A 19887-nucleotide genomic window follows, 5' to 3' on the forward strand; every position below is an offset into this window, starting at 1 on the left:
CAATGGTTAAGATCGGCTTTTCGCCGCCTCGGCCTTGAGCCGATAAAGCTCGTCCAGAGCCTCGCGCGGGGAGAGCGAATCGACATCCAGCGCGTCGAGCGCCTCGCGCAGCGCGTCGCACTGTTCCTCCTCGGCCTGCGCGGTCACGGCGAACAGCGGCAGATCGCCGAGCCCTGCTGCCAGACCGCCCGTTTCAGCGCGGCCCTTCTCCAGCTTGTCGAGCACCGCCTTGGCGCGCTTGATTACCGGCGGCGGCACACCCGCAAGCTTGGCTACCGACAGGCCATAACTGCGATCCGCCGCGCCCTTTGCCAGTTCGTGGAGAAGAACGAGATCGCCCTTCCATTCGCGCGCCCGGACATGGTGCAGGCTAAGCGCATCGCAGGTGTCGGCGAGCCGCGAGAGTTCGTGGTAGTGCGTGGCAAAGAGGCACCGGCACTTGAGCTGTTCGTGCACCGCCTCGACCACCGCCCAGGCGAGCGCCATGCCGTCATAAGTCGAGGTGCCGCGCCCGACTTCGTCGAGAATGACGAAGCTGCGGTCGGTGGCCTGGCTGAGGATGGCGGCGGTTTCGACCATTTCGACCATGAAGGTCGAGCGTCCGCGCGCCAGATTGTCCGACGCACCCACGCGGCTGAAGAGGCGGTCGGCAAGGCCGATGCGCGCCGCGGTCGCGGGCACGAAGCTGCCGGCCTGCGCGAGCAGCATGATGAGCGCGTTCTGCCGCAGGAAGGTCGATTTACCGCCCATGTTGGGGCCGCCAATCAGCCATAGCCGGTCGTCCGAGCCCAGCGAGCAATCGTTGGCGACGAACCGCTCACCCGTCTTCGCCAGCGCTTGTTCGACCACGGGATGGCGTCCGCCGGTGACCTCCAGACACGGCTCGTGGAGAATGGCGGGCCGTGCCCAGTCGCCCTCGACCGCGCGTTCGGCCAGCGCAGCGGAGACATCGATCCGGGCGAGCGCGGCGGCGGTGGCGGCGATTCCCTCGCGCGCGGCGGTGACTTCGCCGACCAGCTCCTCGAAATGGGATTCCTCGGCGGCCAGCGCATGGGCGCCCGCTTCGGCGATGCGGCTGGCTTCCTCGTGCAGGCCGACCGAATTGAAGCGCACCGCGCCCGCCATGGTCTGGCGGTGGGTGAAGCCGCTGTCCTGCGCCATCAGCTTGTCGCCGTGCTTCGCGGGCACTTCGATGAAATAGCCGAGCACCTTGTTGTGCTTGATTTTGAGCGAGGGCGTGGCGGTCTCCTCGCGGTATTTCGCTTCGAGCGCGGCAATCGCCTTGCGCGCGTTGCCGCTGGTTTCACGCAAGGCGTCTAGCGCATGGTCGTAGCCGCTGGCGATAAAACCGCCCTGGCTGCGTTCGGTCGGCGGGGAGGGCACCAGGGCGCGGGCAAGGTGATCGACCAGCGCGGCATGGCCTCCGAGCGCGTCGATCGTGCGGACGAGCAGCGGGGGCAGGTCCGTGCTGGCGGAGAGCATGTCGCGCACGCGCCGCGCTTCGGACAGGCCATAGCGGATCTGGCCGAGATCACGCGGACTCCCGCGTCCCGCCACCAGCCGTCCCAGCGCGCGGCCGATGTCGGGCGCCTGCCGCAGCACGGCGCGCAAATCGGCACGCAGCAAGGGGTCCTCATGGAAATGCTGTACGCTGGCGAGCCGCATTTCGATTGCGGCAAGGTCGGCGAGCGGGGCGGAGAGATCCTCCGCTAGCTGCCGCGCGCCCGCGCCCGTGGCGCAGCGGTCGATGCAGGCGATGAGGCTTCCTTCGCGCCCACCGTTCTGGGCAGCGAGGATTTCGAGGCTCGAGCGCGTGGCCGCATCCATGGCGAGATGCGCCCCGCTTCCGCGCGCGACCGGCGGCAGCAGGAAGGGCAGCTTCCCGCGCCCTGCATGGTCGAGATAGGCGATGAGGCCCGCGGCGGCGGCCAGCATGGGGCGCGAGAAATCGCCCAGACCTTCGAGCGTGGCGAGGCCGTGCAGCGCTTTGAGCCGCGCCTCGCCATCCTCGCTGCGGAAATCGTGGCGGGGGCGGGAAATCGTATCGAAGGGCGCGTCCTCCCAATCGTCCGGCCCCACGACCTCGCTCGCCCCGAGCCGCGCCAGCGCCGCATCGAGCCGCTCGGGACCGCACTCTTCCAGTTCCAACCGCCCGGTCGAGATATCGCAGGCCGCGATGCCCACACCGTCGCGCACCGGGGCCACGGCCACCAGCAGGTTCGCGCGCCGCGGCTCCAGCAGCGCTTCCTCGGTCAGCGTACCGGCGGTGACGAAGCGCACGATATCGCGCGAGACCAGCGCCTTGGAAACCGGCTTGCCCTCGCGCTTGGTGCGCTCCTTGGCTTCGTCGGGCGTTTCGGTCTGCTCGGCAATGGCGACGCGGCAGCCGCCCTTGATCAGCCGCGCGAGATACCCTTCCGCCGAATGCACCGGCACGCCGCACATCGGCACGGGCGCGCCGCCATGCTCGCCGCGCGTGGTCAAGGCGATGTCCAGCACTTGGGCAGCGCGTTTGGCATCGTCGAAGAACAGCTCGAAAAAATCGCCCATCCGGTAAAACAGCAGCGCCTCGCCTGCCTCTTCCTTAAGGGCGAGGTATTGCTGCATCATCGGGGTGGGTTTGTCGGCCATTGTGTCCAGCCGTAGCGGCCCACCGCGCGATTCGGGAAGCGATGCCGCCGGTGTTTCCCCTATGACTTGGCGAAAAATAGCCTTAGGGGCAGGGCCGTAACGTCAGAGGACCCTTATGGCCGAAGAAAAGCAGACCGGTTTCAACACGCGCGAAGCGCTCTTTTACCACGAGACGATCCGTCCCGGTAAGATCGAGATCATCGCCAGCAAGCCGATGGCAACGCAGCGCGATCTCGCGCTTGCCTATTCGCCCGGCGTTGCCGCACCGGTCGAGGCGATTGCCGCAAATCCGCAGGATGCGGCACGCTATACCGCCCGTTCCAACCTCGTCGCGGTGATTTCCAACGGCACGGCCATCCTCGGCCTCGGCAATCTCGGCGCGCTGGCGTCGAAGCCGGTGATGGAAGGCAAGGCAGTCCTGTTCAAACGCTTCGCCGATGTCGATTCGATCGACCTCGAGCTCGATACCGAGGACCCGGAAGCCTTCATCAACGCGGTCGCCCTGATGGAGCCGAGCTTCGGCGGCATAAACCTCGAAGACATCGCCGCACCCGAATGCTTCATCATCGAGCAGGCGCTGCGCGAGAAGATGAACATACCCGTGATGCATGACGACCAGCACGGCACCGCGATCATTTCCGCCGCCGGTCTCATCAACGCCTGCCACCTGACGGGTCGCGATCTCGACACCGTCAAGATGGTGGTGAACGGCGCAGGCGCCTCGGCGCTGGCCTGTACCGCGCTGATCAAGGCGATGGGCGTCCGGCACGAAAACGTGATCGTCTGCGACCGCGCCGGGCCGATCTACCCGGGCCGCGACAATGTCGACCAGTGGAAGAGCGCCCATGCGGTGGAAACGCCGCACCGCAGCCTCGAAGAAGCGCTCGAGGGGGCGGACGTCTTCCTCGGCCTGTCCGCGGCCGGTGCCCTGAAGCCCGAGTGGGTCGCGAAGATGGCCGACAAGCCGATCATCTTCGCCATGGCCAATCCCGTGCCCGAGATCATGCCGGAAGACGCCAAGGCGGTGCGCCCCGATGCGATCATCGCCACGGGCCGTTCGGACTATCCGAACCAGGTCAACAACGTGCTTGGCTTCCCCTTCATTTTCCGCGGCGCGCTCGACGTGCAGGCGACCGCGATCAACGAGGAAATGAAGATCGCCGCCGCGCGCGCCATCGCCGAACTCGCCCGCGAGCGTGTGCCCGAGGAAGTGGCCGCCGCCTATGGCGTGACGCATCAGTTCGGCGAGGAATACATCATCCCCGCCCCCTTCGATCCGCGCCTGATGGATGTCGTCTCTTCCGCCGTGGCGCAGGCCGCGATGGACAGCGGCGTTGCGCAGAAGCCGATCGAGGACATGGACGCCTACCGCCACCAGCTGAAGGCGCGTCTCAACCCGACCACCGGCGCCCTCACCAATATCTACGAGCAGGCCAAGGCCAATCCCAAGCGGATGGTGTTCGCCGAAGCCGAAGAAGACGTGGCCCTGCGCGCAGCCATCCAGTACCGCGACTATGGCTATGGCGAACCGATCCTGGTGGGCCGTACCGAGAAGGTTCTCGCCAAGCTCAAGGAGCTGGGGGTCGACGATCCGGACGACTGGATCATCGAGAACTCGAACGTGTCGGACAAGGTCCCGGCCATGGTCGACTATCTCTACAAGCGCCTCCAGCGCCGCGGCTATACCGAGCGCGATGTGGGCCGCATGGTCAACCAGGAACGCAATGTCTTCGCCGCCCTGCTGGTGGCGCTAGGACACGGGCACGGCATGGTTTCGGGTCTCACCCGGACCTTCGCCCAGACCGCACGCGAGGTGGCCCGCGTGATCGATCCCAAGCCCGGCGCGACGCCGTTCGGCATTCACATGATGGTCGGCAAGAACCAGACCACCTTCCTTGCCGATACCACGATAAACGAACGCCCGACCGCGGCCGAGCTGGCGCATATCGCCAAGGAAACCGCCGCCGTGGCGCGGCGCATGGGGCATGAGCCGCGCGTCGCCTTCCTGTCCTATTCGACCTTCGGCAATCCGTCCGGCCAGTGGCTCGGCAATATTCGCGATGCGGTAGCGCTGCTCGATGCGGAGGAGGGCCTCGATTTCGAATACGAAGGCGAGATGGCTCCCGATGCCGCGCTCAACCCCAAGGTGATGGCGCTTTATCCCTTCAGCCGCCTGTCGGGTCCGGCCAATGTCCTCATCATGCCCGGTCTCCAGTCGGCCAATCTCTCGGCCAAGCTGCTGCGCGAACTGGGCGGGGAAACCACGATCGGCCCGATGATGATCGGCAGCGAAAAGCCGGTGCAGATTGCCCCGATGACCGCAATCGCGCCCGATCTCCTGACCCTGGCCGTGCTCGCGAGCGCGGGCGTGGTGGGCTGAGGACACAACGCTTTGGCCCGCATCGCTTCGCAGCGGCATCGCTTCGCGATTCCGCAAGACGTCCACTACCTGAACTGCGCCTATATGGGGCCGCTCAGCCATGAGGTGAGCGAGGCGATGGTCGCGGGCGCGCGGGCAAAGGAACAGCCGTGGAATTTCCGCCCGGCGGATTTTTTCCGCATCACCGAGGATTTCCGCAGCCGCGCCGCCAAGCTAACCGAAGTTGATGCAGACTGCATCGCGGTGGTCCCTTCAGTTAGCTATGGCCTCGCCGTGGCGGCTGCAAACCTGCCGGTGGCGCGGGGCCAGACAATCGTAACGCTGGGTGACCAGTTCCCCTCAAACGTCTATATCTGGCAAGAGAAAGCGAAGCACTGCGGCGGTGACGTGATCGCGGTCGCGCGTGCCTCGCACGATTGCTGGACCGAGGCGGTTCTGGACGCCATCGGAGCGGATACGGCGGTGGTCGCCGTGCCGCATAACCACTGGGCCGATGGCCGGATCGTCGATCTCGTGCGGGTTGGAGAGAAAGCCCGCGAACACGGGGCCGCGCTGGTGCTCGACCTCACGCAATCGCTGGGCGCGATGCCGCTCGATTTCGCACAAGTGCAGCCCGATTTCGCCGTCGCCGCCTGCTACAAATGGCTGATGGGGCCCTATGGCGTGGGCATGCTCTATGTCGCCCCGAAGCATCACGGCGGCGAGCCGATCGAGCACAATTGGATCAACCGCGCGGGCTCGGAGGATTTCGCGCGGCTGGTCGATTACCGCGACGATTTCCAGCCCGGCGCGCGGCGTTTCGACATGGGCGAGAAATCCAACGCCCCGCTGCTGATGGGCGCAGGCGCGGCGCTCGATTTCCTGATGGAATTCGGTGTGGAGGCCATCCCGGAGGAGCTGGGCGAGCGCACCGAGGAACTCGCCCGCGAAGCCGGTTCGCTGGGCCTTACATCGGCCCCTCTCGGCACGCGTGCCCCGCATTTCCTGTCGTTGGGATTCCCCGAAGGCGTGCCGGAGGGCCTGACCGAGACCCTGGCCGAGCGGCAGGTCCACGTTTCGCTGCGCGGCACCTCGTTGCGAGTCACGCCGCACCTCTACAACACGCCTGCCGATACCCAGGTGCTGATCGAAACGCTGCGCGACTGCCTCGGCTGACCGAAGCTTCGCAACGGCTCGTCTACCGCCCTTGGCGCGGTTCACATTTTGGCAAGCGGCCGGGCGGTTAAGCGCCTTTCCACGTGCAAGGGATCGCACACAGCAAAGGACAATTCATGAAGAAGATTATCGCCACCGCCGTCCTCGGCGCCGGCCTCGCCGCAACCCCTGCCATGGCGCAGAGCACCGCGCCCGGCGGCCTCTACGTCGGCGCCATCGGCGGCTATGAAGGCGTCGATGTCGAGAGCGCCGATGGGACGGCCACGGCCAGCGCCGACAGCGCGGTTTACGGCATCAACGCCGGTTACGACCTCAGCCTTGGCGGCGCTTTCGTCGGCATCGAAGGCGAGCTTTCGACCAGCAATGGCGACACGAGCTTCCCCGACAGCTTTGGCGGCGCGCGCGAAGGTCTGGAAACGGGCGGCCAGTATTACATCGGCGCCCGCGCCGGTTTCGCGCTGACCCCCGGCATCGCCGCCTACGGCAAGGTCGGTTACACCGCGCTCGACACCACCGCCTTCACCTCCAGCGGTTCGCTGGGCGATCTGAAGGAAAACGCTGACGGCCTGCGCTATGGCGCCGGTCTTCAGGTCGCGCTGCCCGGCCCGCTCGAAGCGCGCCTCGAATATCGCCGCTCGAAGTACAACGATCTCGCCGATGTCGACCAGGGCGATGCCATGACCGACCAGGTTGTCGCGGGTCTCGCGGTTCGTTTCTAAGGCGCCAGCGCTCAGCTAGAACGGCAGGGCCTTGCCGGTGTGGTCGACATATGCGTAGCCCCCTTGCGCGTTCTCGACGACATCGGCGAGGCCCTTTGCGCTTTCCTCGACCGTGATCTTTGCGTTCGGCCCGCCCATGTCGGTCTGCACCCAGCCGGGATGGAGCGAGAGCACGGCGATATCACGCTCGGCCGCGTCCTGTTCGGCGATGCCCTTGGCGAGCATGTTCTGTGCGGTCTTGCTAGTACGATAAAGTTCGTAGCCGCCCGAGCTGTCCTCGATCGAACCCATCAGCGAGCTCATGAAGGATAGCGACCCGCCGTCCCTGATTTTCGGGAGCAGGGTCTTGCCGAGATGCGCAGGACCGAAGGCGTTGGTCATCATGACCTTGGCGACTTCATCGGCTGTCGCCTTCTCACTCGATTGATGTTCGGCGCCCGTAATTCCGGCGTTGACGATCACCGCGTCGAATTCGCCGTCGATGTCGAAGGTCGACGGATCGGTCACGTCGAGCGTGGCGACGTTCACGCCGTCGAGCGCGTGAAGGTCGTCGCTCTTCGAGCGTTCGGTGCCGGTCACCTCCCACCCGCGCGACTTGAATTCCTGCGAGAGGCCGAGGCCGATGCCGCGCGATGCGCCGACGATAAGGATATGCTTGCTCATTCGTGTGTCTCCTAGGCCGGGTGGACCAGCGTCTTGAGGTTCATGAATTCATGGAGGCCGAACTCGGCCAATTCGCGCCCGTGGCCTGAGCGCTTGATGCCGCCGAAGGGCGCTTCGATCTTTGAGCCGTTGACCGCGTTGAAGGTGGTCATGCCCGCTTCGATGGCGTTGGCGAAGTGCTCCTTCTCGTCCTCGTCATTGGTCCAGACCGCCGAGCCGAGGCCATAGGGGATGGCGTTGGCGATGGTGGTCGCCTCCTCGATATCCTTCGCCCTGTAGAGCTGCCCGACGGGGCCGAAAATCTCATCTGTTCCCGTTTCGCCTGCGAGCGGGACGTCGGTGAGAAGGCCGGGGGTCATCCAGGCGCCCGGCTGGTCGATCTTCTCCGCGCCGAACAGCAGGGTGCAGCCCTCTTCTTTGGCCTTCTCGACCTGCTGCAGCACCGTGTAGCGCTGGCCTTCGCTCGACAGCGGACCGAGTTCCGTGTCGTCCTCCATCGGATCGCCCAGCTTCACGTCCTTCAGCGCAGCAATGAACCGCTCCGCGAAATCGTCGTAAATATCGGCGTGGACGATGGTGCGCTTGCCGCAGATGCAGGACTGGCCGTTGTTCTGGATGCGCGCGGTGACCGCGTCCTTCACCGCCTGCTTCATATCGGCCGAAGGCATCACGATGAAGGGATCGGTCCCGCCCAGTTCGAGCACGACCTTTTTCAGGTTCTTGCCCGCGCGCTCCGCCACGGCGCTGCCCGCGCTCTCGCTCCCTGTGAGCGTGGCGGCGACCACGCGCGGGTCGTCGATCACCGCGCCGATGGGGTCGGAGGATACGCACAGGTTCTGGAACAGGCCCTCGGGCCCGCCGGCCTCGAGCACCAGCTCTTCCATCCGCGCGGCGACGCCCTGCACGAGGCTGGCGTGCTTCAGCAGCCCGACATTGCCCGCAAGGATTGTTGGCGCGAGGAAGCGGATGACCTGCCAATAGGGGAAGTTCCATGGCATCACAGCCAGCACCGGGCCCTGCGGCAACCAGCGCCCTTCTGCGCGGCCGCCATCGGACAGGTCCCAGAACTTCGATTGCAGCATCGGCGGCCCGTGCTCGGCGTAGTACTGCAGCAGGTCCGCGCATTTCTGCACTTCGGCGCGCGCCTGCGTGATCGGCTTACCCATTTCGTCCACTGCGAGGCGGGCGAGCTCTTCCTTGTTGCTCTCGTAAAGGTCGCCGAGCGCAGTCAGGACTTTCGTGCGTTCGTCCAGCCCGGAGGTCCGCCAATCACGATAGGTGCGCGTCGCGGCCTCCAGTTTCCGGTCGATGCCGTTCTCGTCGAGCGTCTCATAGGTGGCAATAGTCTCGCCGGTCGCGGGATTGGTGGTGGTGATCAAGGAAGGGCTCCGGGTTGGATAGTCCCTTCATCAATCGCCGCAGCCCTTGCGCGTTCCTACTTCCGCCGGAAACGGAAGTACCAGACCTCGTGGTCATAGGTGGTGCGCGCCTTGTGTTCGTAGCGCGTCTCGCACCAGCCCGAGGGGCGGGCTTCCCAGCTGTGCCGGTCGTCGACCACCCACTCGAACACGTCGGTGAAGCGGCGCATGACCATCAGCGCGTGGCGCAGGTAGACGGGGTGGTCGGTGCCGAAGCGAAACTCGCCGCCCGGTTTCAGCTTATCGGCAAACATCTTCACCGGCCCATCGTTCATCATCCGGCGCTTGGCGTGCTTGTTCTTGGGCCAGGGGTCGGGATGGAGCAGGTAGAGCATGGTCAGCCCGCCATCGGGCACACGGGCCAGCGCATCCAGCGCGTCGCCATGATGGATGCGGACGTTGGCAAGGCCTCCCTCGCGGACATGGGTGAGCGCTTGCGCCACGCCATTGAGGAAGGGCTCGGCGCCGATGAAGCCGTGGTTGGGCAGCATGTCGGCGCGGTAGGCCATGTGCTCGCCGCCGCCGAAGCCGATCTCGAAGTGCAACGGGCGGTCGAAGCCGAACAGCCCCTCGGCCGTCACCGGGCCTTCGGTGGGCACGGCGATCTGCGGCAACAGTCTGTCGACCAACTCCTGCTGTCCGCTGCGCAGGGGCTTGCCCTGGCTGCGGCCATAGAGCCGGTTGAGCGTTGTCGGATCGCCTTCCTTGAATGCAGACATGACCGCCGCGCTAAGCAAATCGGCCTGCGCTTGTCCAGCACGAGGAGGTGGCGGGTCGCGCCTAGTGCGAGCGACCGGGGCTTGCTGCCATGCTCGGCTCTAGCGCCACTTGCGCGCTGGCAAGCTCGCGCAACTCCTGGATGTGCTCGATCACTTCCATAAGGACATGCGGCAGTACCGGTTTGCGCAGGATGCGGTCGGGCTGCTTGCCTTCCATCCGCGAGGCGATGTCGTTGATGTCCCACGCCGTCACCAGGATGGTGCTGAGTTTCGGATGGCGTTCCTTCGCCTCCGAAATTAGTTCCAGCCCGTTACGGTCACCCTCGAGATTGAAATCGAGGATAAGGAAATCGGGTTTCTCCCACTCGACGAGGCGCATCGCCTCGTTCGCGCTCACGGCGCTGCCGGCGACGGGAAAGCCCGCCGAACGGCACATTTCGCCCATCATGAAGGATAAAATTGGATCGTCTTCGACAATGACAACTGTCGGGTGTGTTTCCTGCGACATGAACCATCTCTTTCGCCCTGTGAAAGCCGGTTCGTTGCGCCGCCCCCCCAGACGAACGATTGCGATATGTTTATGGTACTGCGAAACCCTTTACAGCCAATTACTTATACCGTTACTCCTTTTTTACGAACTCACCAAGCTTCTATTTGCGGCAGGGCGAGTCGCTCTTGCGGCAGTGCGTGCACTTGAGGCGATCCGGGCAGGCGGCTAGGGCGCGCCAGCTATGGATGATATTCTACTCGACTATCTCGCCCTCGCGCCCTGGATGCAGGCGGCAATCGCCCTTTTCGCGCTCTTGCTCGTCGCGCTGGCGATCAACTGGCTTATCAAGCGCGTACTTCTGAAGTTCGCCGCGCCCTATCTCGATACACGCAGCGACACCGCCGACCGCGCGGCCGCATGGCTGGCTACGGTCGTTCCGCTGCTGGTCATGTCGCGCGGTGTGCTGCTGGTGCCGCACCTGCCGGAGGCGGTCGTTACCGTCACGATCAACGTGTTGCAGGCGCTTATCGTGTTCTCCGTCGCGATGGGGATCAGCTGGGCGCTCAATTACGTGAACGAGCTCTACGCGCGCCGCCCGGAGGCCCGCAGCCGACCCATCAAGGGCTATGTCCAGGTCCTCAAGATCGCGGTGTTCTGCGGCGCGGCGATCCTGATGATCGCGGTGCTGATCGAGGAATCGCCGCTGCTCCTGCTCTCCGGGCTGGGTGCGATGGCCGCCGTGTTGCTGCTGGTGTTCAAGGACACGATCCTCAGCCTCGTCGCCAGCGTCCAGCTGACCAGCAACGACATGCTGCGCGTGGGCGACTGGATCGAGATGCCGAGCATGAACGCCGACGGCGACGTGATCGACATCGCGCTGCACACGGTGAAGGTCCAGAATTTCGACAAAACCATCACCACCATCCCGACCCATCGCCTCATCGCCGACAGCTATCGCAACTGGCGCGGTATGAGTGAGAGCGGCGGACGGCGGATCAAGCGCAGCCTCGTGATCGACCAGAACTCGGTTCGTTTCCTCGGCGAAGAGGAGATCGCCGGGCTGCGGCGGTTCAAGCTGCTGGACGATTATCTCGCGCGCAAAGCGGAGGAGATCGCCGAATGGAACCGGCACGAGCTGTCGAGCGATTGCGACACGATCAACGCGCGGCGCATCACCAACATCGGCACGCTGCGCGCCTATGTGATCGCCTATCTCAAAAGCCACCCACGGATTGCAGGCGAGCGTTTCACTTTGCTGGTGCGCCAGCTGCCGCCCGGACCGGAAGGGCTTCCAATCGAAATCTATTGCTTCACCGACACGGTCGACTGGGGTGAATACGAGGCGATCCAGGCGGACATCTTCGACCATATGCTCGCCATACTGCCCGAATTCGGCCTGCGCATCTTCCAGCAGCCGAGCGGTCTGGACTTCGCTGTAGCCTTAGGCACACGAGGCGAGCACTAGGCCCGCTAGCGAACGCCTATCAATCCTTCCTCTTGGTCGCGACGATCTTGTTTCGCGGCGAAGCTCTTCTCGATGAGGTCGATGAGAACATGCGGCATGACAGGTTTGCGCAAAATTTGATCGGGCTGGATGCCGTCAATTCGTCCGGCGATATCGTTGAGGTCCCAGCCGGTCACAAGGATGGTGAACATTTCGGGACTGGTTTCCTTCACAGCCTCCAAAACGTTCAGTCCGTCCTGTTTCCCATCGAGCGCAAAATCCAAGATCAAAAAATCGGGAGAGGCATTGTGGAGCAGACGCAAAGCATCGCGCGCGTTGCCGACGCGTCCTATTACCCGGCATCCCGCTGATTTGCAGGTTTCATCGAGCATGAAGGCAAGGATCTCGTCATCTTCGACGATTGCGACCGTAGGCTGTCGAATTTCAGGCATTGCAAATCCTCCGGTATCCGGCAAATGAGTCGCATGCGCACCCCATCGCGCTCGACCGGATGCTCCCCGTGTAGAATTTCTCTCCAAGGAGCCTTTCGTATTGAATTTTAATACATTCCCAAGCTCATACCGTTCCCGTTGAAGGGAGATACGACAGCGTGGGCGGAAGGCCTAGGGCTGGAGCCCTTGCGCCGGAATCGAGACGAGATGCAAAACAAAACGCCCGGGAACCGAGGTTCCCGGACGTTTCGCTGTCCCATCCAAGGAGGATGTCTGAATCTCGGATCGCTTGCGATCCGCAAGGCCGACCGGCCGTCGCGCCTTTTGGCGCGGAAGCCTGAGGGGCCGGATGGCCCCGCCGGCGCCTGAGGCAACCGGATTAAGCGGCCTCGGCCTCTTCGTTCGGGTCGCGCAGAACGTAGCCGCGGCCCCAGACGGTTTCGATGTAGTTCTCGCCGCCGCAGGCATGGCTCAGCTTCTTGCGCAACTTGCAGATGAATACGTCGATGATCTTGAGTTCGGGCTCGTCCATGCCGCCATATAGGTGATTGAGGAACATTTCCTTCGTCAGCGTGGTGCCCTTGCGAAGCGAGAGAAGCTCCAGCATCGCATATTCCTTGCCCGTGAGGTGGACGCGGGCGCCGTCGACTTCGACCGTCTTCGCATCGAGGTTCACGGCCAGCTTGCCGGTGCGGATGATCGACTGGCTGTGGCCCTTCGAACGGCGCACCACGGCGTGGATGCGGGCAATCAGTTCTTCGCGGTGGAACGGCTTGGTGACGTAATCGTCGGCGCCGAAGCCGAAGCTGCGGATCTTGCTGTCCATCTCGGCAACGCCCGAGAGGATAAGGACCGGCGTCTGCACCTTGGCGACGCGCAGCTTCTTGAGCACGTCGTAGCCATGCATGTCCGGCAGGTTCAGGTCGAGCAGGATGATATCGTAATCATACAGCTTGCCCAGATCCAAACCTTCCTCGCCGAGGTCGGTAGAATAGACATTGAAGCCTTCGGTGGTGAGCATGAGCTCGATGGCTTTCGCCGTTGTCGGCTCGTCTTCGATCAGCAGTACACGCATGGGTTCGTCCCCCCTAGCCCTGGTTTGCGATGCCTCTCCCCCTGAGAAAAGGCGTTGTCCCTTGTTAACCATTTGGGGTGTGAATGGAAAAGGTTAACGTGAAGTAAAAGGCGTTAACTTTTTTGTGTGATTTTTTCGCCTCAGACGCCGGCGTTCGCCTCCGCTCACTCAGGCTTTCCTCGCTCATGCGACCTCACGGTCGCGTCGCTGCGAGCGGCCGGTCGGCCTTGCACTCGCCTGCGGCTCGCGTTCTGCCTCCTGCCGGAATTGAGGCAGTCAAAGGGCGACCGCCCGCACGCAGCGGGTGCAGCTTGCTGCACGTCTAGCGAGGACGCGACGACGGAGGTCGGCGCGCACAACTATAAGTTTTTCAGCTTCTTTTCGCGGCGCCGTTGCGCGCTCGAACCGATTCCGATCGCCTCGCGATACTTGGCCACGGTGCGGCGCGCTAGGTCGAACCCTTCCTCGTTGAGCATGTCGGCAAGCTTCTGGTCGGACAGGACTTTCTTCGGGTCTTCGGCATCGCACAGTGCACGAATGCGGGCCTTGATCGCTTCGCTGCTGGCGCCTTCGCCATCGGCTGCCGCCACGCCGCTCGAAAAGAAATACTTCATTTCGAAGGTGCCGCGCGGACAGGAAAGGAATTTGTTGCTGGTGACGCGGCTGACGGTCGATTCGTGCATTTCGATTCGCTCGGCCACTTCGCGCAAGGTGAGGGGCCGCATGGCGGAGACGCCCTCGCGGAAGAAACCTTCCTGCAAGGTCACGATCTCGCTGGCAGTCTTCAGGATCGTCTTCTGGCGCTGGTCGAGCGCGCGGATCAGCCAGTCGGCCTCGCCCAGCTGTTCGTTGAGCCAAGCGCGGCTGGCCTTGTCGCGCGCGCCCGCTTCCAACTCGATGTAGTACTCGCGGTTCACCACGAGGCGGGGCAGGCTCGCCTCGTTGATCCGGATCTGCCAGCCGCCGCCCTTGCCGGGCGTGACGAGGACATCGGGCACGATCGCCGCCTCGCCGCCGCCGCCATAGCGGCAGCCGGGCTTGGGATCATAGCTGCGCAGTTCGGCGAGCATGTCGGCAATGTCTTCCTCGTCCACCTCGCACAGCCGCCTGAGCCGCGCGATATCGCCGCTTGCAAGCAGGTCGAGATTGTCGATCAGCCGCGCCATGCACGGATCGTAGCGATCCGCCTCCTTCGCCTGAAGCGCAAGGCATTCGGAAAGGCTGCGCGCGCCCACGCCAGTCGGCTCAAGGGACTGGACCAGATCAAGGCCGCGTTCGATCTCGGCGAGCGGCGCACCCAGCTCCTCCGCGAGTTCGCGAAGTTCCATGTGGAGATAGCCCGCTTCGTCGAGCTCGTAGACGATGCGCCCGGCGATCAGTGCCTCGCGCGCATCATGCGCCAGCGCGCCGATCTGGCCGGAGAGGTGTTCGGCAAGGCTCGGTCCTTCGGTCGAGCGGTTTTCAAGATCGGGCAGGTCCTCGCCGCCAAGGCCCGTGCCGCCGGCCTGCGCCCAGTCGCCGCTGTCGCCGGGAGCGGCTTCGGGATCGCGCGCGTAGTCGGCAATGTCGAGCGCCGCGTCGCCGTCGAATTCGGGAGTCGCTTCATGCTCCCCCGCCGAAGCCTCGGGCGTGTCGTCGCCTTTCTCGCGGCTGACCTCGCCCACTTCGAGCAGCGGATTGCTCTCCAGCGCTTCCGACACGAAGCTTTCGATTTCGAGATTGGACAGCGCCAGCAGCTTGATCGCCTGCTGCAACTGCGGCGTCATCACCAGCGACTGTGTCTGCCGTAGGTCTAGCCTCGGACCGAGCGCCATGCCTTCACCTCCAGGCGCGCGCCGACATCACAGCGTAAAGTTCTCGCCGAGGTAAAGGCGTTTCACATTTTCGTCCGCCACCAGCGCTGCGGGCGTACCGGCAAACAGAACCTGGCCGCCATAGATGATGCAGGCGCGGTCGACGATCTCGAGCGTCTCGCGCACATTGTGGTCGGTGATCAGCACGCCGATCCCGCGCGTCTTGAGGTCTTTTACCAGGTCGCGGATGTCACTGATCGACAGCGGATCGATGCCAGCGAAGGGTTCGTCGAGCAGCATGATCGAGGGCTTGGCGGCCAGCGCGCGTGCGATTTCCGCCCGTCGGCGTTCACCGCCCGACAGCGCCATCGCGGGGCTTTCGCGCAGGCGAGTGAGTCCGAATTCGTCGAGCAGCCGGTCAAGCTCGGCGGCGCGCGTATCCTTGTTCGGCTCTACCATTTCGAGCACGCAATTGATGTTCTGCTCCACGGTCATGCCGCGAAAGATGCTGGTTTCCTGCGGGAGATAACCGAGGCCGAGGATCGCGCGGCGATACATCGGCAGCTTTGTCACATCCTCCCCATCCATCAGGATGCGGCCCGCATCGGGACGCACGAGGCCCATGATCGAATAGAAGCAGGTCGTCTTGCCCGCGCCGTTGGGGCCGAGCAGGCCGAGCACCTCGCCCTTGCCGACGGTCAGCGAAATATCGGTGAGGACCTGTCGCTTGTCGTAGCTCTTGGCGATCGAAATGACTTCCAGCCCGCCCTGCGGGATGGGCGGGGCGGCATCGTGGACGGCTTCGTTGTCCGCGCTCAGGAGTTCATCGGCCATGGCTCGCGCCATAGCACGCGATACGGGGAGGAAAACCCCAAGGTCGAGTGAATTGTGCCGATTTGGCAGGATTTGTGCAGGGAATGCTTGTCCGGCGGCAATCCGCGGTTCATGCCTTGCCAGATGCGCGCAAGTTTGAAACATTGCCATGCAGAAAATGTCTGGGGAGACAGATGATGGTCGACACGATCGATAAGGGCAGCGAGCTGGAAGCGCACGAGGGCAGCCATGCGCCCGACTGGCGCAAGGGGATGAGCGACAATGTCGCGCTGGCGCTGGTCGTTTACACCTGTCTGACCATCTTCGTCACCGTCAACGCCCTGAAGCAGGGTGTTTCGTCGACGCTTCCCTATTTCGCCCTCATCATCCTCGTCGCGCTGATCATCCCGGCCTGCCATGCGTTCGAGAAGCGCTGGCGCGAACTGCCCAAGGAAAAGGCGCATGACCCGGAACTGCGCGGGGCCTATCGCCGCGACCAGGCGATCATCTGGGCGCTCGCCATCGGGCTGCCCCTGCTGATTACCGCGATCCTCAAGGCGCTGTTCCTTACGCTTGCCTGACCCTTGCGCCCGCCGCGCCGGATGCCTAGCCGGAAGCGACACTGCGAATGCTAAGGGTTTTGAGCTGACATGATCGATACCGACACCGCGCTGGCGCGCTGCCAGGACCTCGTTGCGCTGGCGCAGCGCATGGGGGCCGACGCCGCCGATGCGGTCGCCCGCGCAAATGCCTCCGAATCGGTGAACATGCGGCTGGGCGCGCTGGAGGAAGTCGAACGCTCCGAAAGCGAGGAGATCGGCCTGCGCGTCTTCGTCGGCAAGCGCTCCGCCTCGATCCACACCAGCGATTTTGCGCCAGAGGGCCTGAAGGCGCTGGCAGAGCGCGCGGTCCAGATGGCGCGGCACGCGCCGGAGGACCGCCATGCCGGCCTCGCCCCTGTCGAGGCCCAGCTTTCCGGCGACCTGCCCGATCTCGAGCTTGCCGACACACGGCGCAGCGATCCCGAAGCCCTGCGCGAAGCGGCTCTGGCGGTCGAAGAGGCCGCCCGCAGCGTCGATGGCGTGACCAACAGCAATGGCGGCAGCGCGAGCGCGAGCCGTTCGGTCGCCGCGCTGGCGACCTCCACCGGCTTTGCGCACGGCTATGCGGGCAGCGGCTTCTCGCTCTCGGCCAGCGTGATCGCGGGCGAGGGCGGGGCGATGCAGACCGACCACGCTTCACGCAGCGCGCGCTTCCTTGCCGACCTCGTCTCGCCCGAGGAAGTCGGACGCGAAGCGGGGACACGCGCCGTGGCGCGCCTTAATCCTGTTTCCATGCCGAGCCGGAAGCTGCCGATCGTCTTCGAGCCGCGCATTGCCGGCGGTCTGGTCGGGCATTTGCTCGGCGCGATGTCCGCTCCGGCCATTGCGCGAAAAGCGAGCTTCCTGCTCGACCGTGAGGGCGAGCAATTGTTCGACAGCGCGGTGCGCATTCTCGAAGAACCCCTGCGCAAGCGCGGAATGCGCTCGCGGCCCTTCGATGGCGAGGGGGTGGCTTGTTGCCCTCGCGCGCTCGTCGACGGCGGAAAGCTGACCGGCTGGCTCACCAATGTGTCGAGCGCCGACCAGCTCGGCCTTGGCCTCACCGGACACGCTTCGCGCGGGTCTGGCGGTTCGCCCGGCGTCAGCGCCAGCAACGTCCACATGGAAAAGGGTAGCGTTTCGCCGCAGGAATTGATGGCCGATATCGAGGACGGGCTCTACGTCACCTCGCTCTTCGGGCAGGGCGTCAACGGGGTCACCGGCGATTACAGCCGCGGCGCGACCGGGTTCCGCATCCGCAAGGGCGAGATCGCCGAACCGGTTGCCGAGATCACGATTGCGGGTAATCTCCTCGAGATGTTCCGCGCGCTGACCGCTGCCGACGATCTCGAAATGATCCGCTCGATCAACGTCCCGACGCTGCGGATCGACGGCATGACGGTGGCGGGCGAGTGAGGGCGCTCCTTTCCGGTTTCGCTCTTTTCGCCGCGGCACCCGCCGCCGCTCTCCTTCCGGCCGGCCCCGAAACCGAAGCCCCGGCCGAGCCCGGGGCCCCGGTCCAGACGATTGACGACAGGCAGGAAGAAGGCGCCGACGAGCGAATCGCCGGGCGTATCTCCGGCATCTTCGCCGAACTGCCTGCGTTTCAGGGCGTCTCCGTCGCTGTCAGCGAAGGCGTGGTCACGCTTTCGGGCGAAGTCCCCAAGCAGGACGATATTGACCGCGCCGAAGCCATCGCCGCGCGCGTCTCGGGCGTGGTGACGGTCGAGAACGGTCTCGAGCGCGACGTTTCGATTTCGGCGGAGGGGACGGGCCTGTCCTCGCTTGCCGACCGCTGGAACGGGCTGTTGGCGATGTTTCCGCTGATTGGGCTGGCTATGTTGGTCTGGGCGGGGATTTCGCTGCTCGGCTATCTCATCGCCAGCCTCGGCACGCTGTGGCACCGGCTCGCGCCCAACAGCTTTCTGGCCGAGCTTATCGCCAGCGCGATCCGCTTTGTCTTCGTGATAGGCGGCCTTGTCGTGGCGCTCGACATGATCGGGGCGGGTGCGCTGCTTGGTGCGGTGCTGGGCGGGGCAGGGGTGATCGGCCTCGCGCTTGGTTTCGCCTTGCGCGAGACGATCGAGAATTACCTCGCATCGCTGATGCTGAGCCTGCGCCAGCCTTTCCGCGCCAACGACTGGGTGCTGATCGACGACCTCGAAGGCCGGGTGATCCGCCTCACCAGCCGGGCGACGGTGCTGATGACGCTCGACGGCAATCACTTGCGCATTCCCAACGGGCAGGTCTTCCGAGCGGTGATCACCAATTTCACCCGCAACCCGCAGCGCCGCTTCCAGTTCGACCTCGGCGTGGATGCCGATGACGATGCGCGCGCGGCGCGCCAGCTGGGCCGGGACACGCTGGCCGAACTCGACTTCGTGCTCGACGAGCCTGCGCCCGAGGCGCGAATTATGGAAGTGGGCGATTCCAACGTGGTGATCCGCTTCCTCGGTTGGATCGACCAGGACAAGACCGATTGGTGGAAAGCGCAGAGCCGCGCGATTCCGGCAGTGAAAGAGGCGCTGGAAGAGGCGGGCTTCGGCCTGCCCGAACCCATCTATCGCCTGCGCTTCGACCCACGCTCGGCCACGCTGCCCTTCGAGAATATCGCCGAAGCCGGACGCGCGAGCGAGACGGCACCGCCGAAGAAAGCCGTACGGCCGGTGTCCGTTACCGAGGCCGACGAAGATGTGCGGCCTTCGAACGAGATCGCCGAAATGGTGGAGAAGGAGCGCCGGGAAAGCGGCGGGGAGCAGGACAAGGACTTGCTCGATTCCTCACGGCCCGTCGAATGACCGGCGCGGAATAGGAAAGGGGCGCTTCGCAGCGCCCCTTTCGCTTATTTCTTGGTGGCTTCGTAGCGCTCGATGCACTCGTGCACGATGCGCTTGGCATCGTCTGCGTCGCCCCAATTGCCGATGCGGACCCACTTTTCGGCTTCCAAATCCTTGTAGTGGGTGAAGAAGTGCTCGATCTGCTGGAAGATGATCGAGGGCAGGTCCTTCGTCTGGCCCACGTCGGAATAATAGGGGAAGGTCGTGTCGACGGGCACGCAAATCAGCTTCTCGTCGCCGCCATGCTCGTCTTCGAGATTGAGGACGCCGATCGGGCGGGCGCGCACGACGCAGCCCGGGATGAAGGGCGAGCGCGAGATCACCAGCGCATCGAGCGGATCGCCGTCGTCCGACAGCGTGTGCGGTACGAAGCCGTAGTTGGCCGGATAGCGCATCGGGGTATGGAGGATACGGTCAACGAAGAGCGCGCCGCTCTCCTTGTCGAACTCGTACTTCACCGGTTCGCCGCCGGTGGGGACTTCGATGATGACGTTGAGACTTTCGGGCGGATTGTCGCCCACGGGGATCATATCGATGCGCATGGATGCTCACTCTAGTGGTTGGCGGTTCCAGCCCGCTCCACCTCCCAGCCACCCGATCATGCCCTGATAGCGTATCGGGTGGCTGGGAGGTGGAGCGGGCCGGCACCGTTCCGCCGCAAGGCGGAGAAAGACGGCCCCTCTCCCCAGAAAGACTTTCGCGGCCCGATAGCGTCCC

17 protein-coding genes are annotated in these 19887 nt (G+C 64.5%); 7 read left to right on the forward strand and 10 right to left on the reverse strand.

Going from position 1 to position 19887, the window contains the following annotated elements:
• Positions 1-6 precede the first annotated feature (6 nt).
• Positions 7-2631, reverse strand: a complete 2625-nt coding sequence (gene mutS, locus ED21_RS06315) for a DNA mismatch repair protein MutS (protein WP_006833017.1) — start codon at positions 2629-2631, stop codon at positions 7-9.
• 115 nt (positions 2632-2746) lie between these two features.
• On the opposite strand from mutS, the gene ED21_RS06320 reads away from it, so the two are divergent.
• From ED21_RS06320 to ED21_RS06330, 3 genes are all read left to right on the forward strand, one after another.
• Positions 2747-5011 (forward strand): NADP-dependent malic enzyme, encoded by a 2265-nt coding sequence (locus ED21_RS06320; RefSeq protein ID WP_006833018.1) that lies wholly within the window; start codon positions 2747-2749, stop codon positions 5009-5011.
• A 12-nt stretch (positions 5012-5023) separates the two neighbouring features.
• Positions 5024-6166, forward strand: a complete 1143-nt coding sequence (locus tag ED21_RS06325; RefSeq protein ID WP_006833019.1) for an aminotransferase class V-fold PLP-dependent enzyme — start codon at positions 5024-5026, stop codon at positions 6164-6166.
• 116 nt (positions 6167-6282) lie between these two features.
• Positions 6283-6885, forward strand: coding sequence for an outer membrane protein (locus tag ED21_RS06330; protein ID WP_006833020.1), 603 nt, complete (start codon positions 6283-6285; stop codon positions 6883-6885).
• Between the two features lie 15 nt (positions 6886-6900).
• Here the strand turns inward: ED21_RS06330 and ED21_RS06335 are convergent, their stop codons facing one another.
• The 4 genes from ED21_RS06335 to ED21_RS06350 all read right to left on the reverse strand — a co-directional run bounded on the left by ED21_RS06335 (position 6901) and on the right by ED21_RS06350 (position 10193).
• On the reverse strand, positions 6901-7548 hold the full coding sequence (locus tag ED21_RS06335; protein WP_006833021.1) for an SDR family NAD(P)-dependent oxidoreductase: 648 nt from the start codon (positions 7546-7548) through the stop codon (positions 6901-6903).
• An 11-nt stretch (positions 7549-7559) separates the two neighbouring features.
• The gene (locus tag ED21_RS06340) at positions 7560-8927 is read right to left on the reverse strand and encodes an NAD-dependent succinate-semialdehyde dehydrogenase (protein ID WP_006833022.1); all 1368 of its coding nucleotides are present in this window, start codon (positions 8925-8927) and stop codon (positions 7560-7562) included.
• Positions 8928-8983: 56 nt separating this feature from the next.
• Positions 8984-9685: a tRNA (guanosine(46)-N(7))-methyltransferase TrmB gene (locus tag ED21_RS06345; RefSeq protein ID WP_006833023.1), complete on the reverse strand. Its 702-nt coding sequence runs from the start codon at positions 9683-9685 to the stop codon at positions 8984-8986.
• A gap of 61 nt (positions 9686-9746) precedes the next feature.
• Positions 9747-10193, reverse strand: a complete 447-nt coding sequence (locus ED21_RS06350; RefSeq protein ID WP_006833024.1) for a response regulator — start codon at positions 10191-10193, stop codon at positions 9747-9749.
• A gap of 223 nt (positions 10194-10416) precedes the next feature.
• On the opposite strand from ED21_RS06350, the gene ED21_RS06355 reads away from it, so the two are divergent.
• Positions 10417-11640, forward strand: a complete 1224-nt coding sequence (locus ED21_RS06355; RefSeq protein WP_006833025.1) for a mechanosensitive ion channel family protein — start codon at positions 10417-10419, stop codon at positions 11638-11640.
• Positions 11641-11645: 5 nt separating this feature from the next.
• On the opposite strand, the gene ED21_RS06360 is transcribed toward ED21_RS06355, so the two are convergent.
• The 4 genes from ED21_RS06360 to lptB form a co-directional block, all read right to left on the reverse strand.
• Positions 11646-12071, reverse strand: coding sequence for a response regulator (locus ED21_RS06360; protein WP_006833026.1), 426 nt, complete (start codon positions 12069-12071; stop codon positions 11646-11648).
• 379 nt (positions 12072-12450) lie between these two features.
• Positions 12451-13146, reverse strand: a complete 696-nt coding sequence (ctrA, locus tag ED21_RS06365) for a response regulator transcription factor CtrA (protein ID WP_006833027.1) — start codon at positions 13144-13146, stop codon at positions 12451-12453.
• A gap of 359 nt (positions 13147-13505) precedes the next feature.
• Entirely contained in the window at positions 13506-14960 is a 1455-nt protein-coding gene (rpoN, locus tag ED21_RS06370; protein WP_006833028.1) for an RNA polymerase factor sigma-54, read from the reverse strand.
• A 27-nt stretch (positions 14961-14987) separates the two neighbouring features.
• Positions 14988-15773 carry an LPS export ABC transporter ATP-binding protein gene (lptB, locus tag ED21_RS06375; protein WP_006833029.1) on the reverse strand — a complete coding sequence of 262 codons (786 nt, stop codon included), beginning with the start codon at positions 15771-15773 and terminating at the stop codon, positions 14988-14990.
• Between the two features lie 173 nt (positions 15774-15946).
• On the opposite strand from lptB, the gene ED21_RS06380 reads away from it, so the two are divergent.
• From ED21_RS06380 to ED21_RS06390, 3 genes are all read left to right on the forward strand, one after another.
• Positions 15947-16333, forward strand: a complete 387-nt coding sequence (locus ED21_RS06380) for a hypothetical protein (protein ID WP_006833030.1) — start codon at positions 15947-15949, stop codon at positions 16331-16333.
• Positions 16334-16402: 69 nt separating this feature from the next.
• Positions 16403-17749: a TldD/PmbA family protein gene (locus tag ED21_RS06385; protein ID WP_006833031.1), complete on the forward strand. Its 1347-nt coding sequence runs from the start codon at positions 16403-16405 to the stop codon at positions 17747-17749.
• Complete coding sequence (locus ED21_RS06390; RefSeq protein ID WP_006833032.1) at positions 17746-19131, forward strand: mechanosensitive ion channel family protein; 1386 nt, start codon at positions 17746-17748, stop codon at positions 19129-19131. Before ED21_RS06385 ends, ED21_RS06390 begins: the two co-directional genes overlap by 4 nt.
• A 44-nt stretch (positions 19132-19175) precedes the next feature.
• On the opposite strand, the gene ppa is transcribed toward ED21_RS06390, so the two are convergent.
• Positions 19176-19712: an inorganic diphosphatase gene (ppa, locus tag ED21_RS06395; RefSeq protein WP_006833033.1), complete on the reverse strand. Its 537-nt coding sequence runs from the start codon at positions 19710-19712 to the stop codon at positions 19176-19178.
• Positions 19713-19887: the final 175 nt, after the last annotated feature.

It is taken from the genome of Erythrobacter sp. SD-21 (genome assembly GCF_000181515.1).
GTDB lineage: Bacteria > Pseudomonadota > Alphaproteobacteria > Sphingomonadales > Sphingomonadaceae > Qipengyuania.

Bases quoted from the DNA above. Each gene is read 5' to 3' on its own strand.
- mutS (WP_006833017.1), bottom strand. From the start codon at position 2,631: ATGGCCGACAAACCCACCCCGATGATGCAGCAATACCTCGCCCTTAAG.
- ED21_RS06320 (WP_006833018.1), top strand. From the start codon at position 2,747: ATGGCCGAAGAAAAGCAGACCGGTTTCAACACGCGCGAAGCGCTCTTT.
- ED21_RS06330 (WP_006833020.1), top strand. From the start codon at position 6,283: ATGAAGAAGATTATCGCCACCGCCGTCCTCGGCGCCGGCCTCGCCGCA.
- ED21_RS06335 (WP_006833021.1), bottom strand. From the start codon at position 7,548: ATGAGCAAGCATATCCTTATCGTCGGCGCATCGCGCGGCATCGGCCTC.
- ED21_RS06345 (WP_006833023.1), bottom strand. From the start codon at position 9,685: ATGTCTGCATTCAAGGAAGGCGATCCGACAACGCTCAACCGGCTCTAT.
- ED21_RS06350 (WP_006833024.1), bottom strand. From the start codon at position 10,193: ATGTCGCAGGAAACACACCCGACAGTTGTCATTGTCGAAGACGATCCA.
- ED21_RS06355 (WP_006833025.1), top strand. From the start codon at position 10,417: ATGGATGATATTCTACTCGACTATCTCGCCCTCGCGCCCTGGATGCAG.
- ED21_RS06360 (WP_006833026.1), bottom strand. From the start codon at position 12,071: ATGCCTGAAATTCGACAGCCTACGGTCGCAATCGTCGAAGATGACGAG.
- ctrA (WP_006833027.1), bottom strand. From the start codon at position 13,146: ATGCGTGTACTGCTGATCGAAGACGAGCCGACAACGGCGAAAGCCATC.
- rpoN (WP_006833028.1), bottom strand. From the start codon at position 14,960: ATGGCGCTCGGTCCGAGGCTAGACCTACGGCAGACACAGTCGCTGGTG.
- lptB (WP_006833029.1), bottom strand. From the start codon at position 15,773: ATGGCCGATGAACTCCTGAGCGCGGACAACGAAGCCGTCCACGATGCC.
- ED21_RS06380 (WP_006833030.1), top strand. From the start codon at position 15,947: ATGATGGTCGACACGATCGATAAGGGCAGCGAGCTGGAAGCGCACGAG.
- ED21_RS06385 (WP_006833031.1), top strand. From the start codon at position 16,403: ATGATCGATACCGACACCGCGCTGGCGCGCTGCCAGGACCTCGTTGCG.
- ppa (WP_006833033.1), bottom strand. From the start codon at position 19,712: ATGCGCATCGATATGATCCCCGTGGGCGACAATCCGCCCGAAAGTCTC.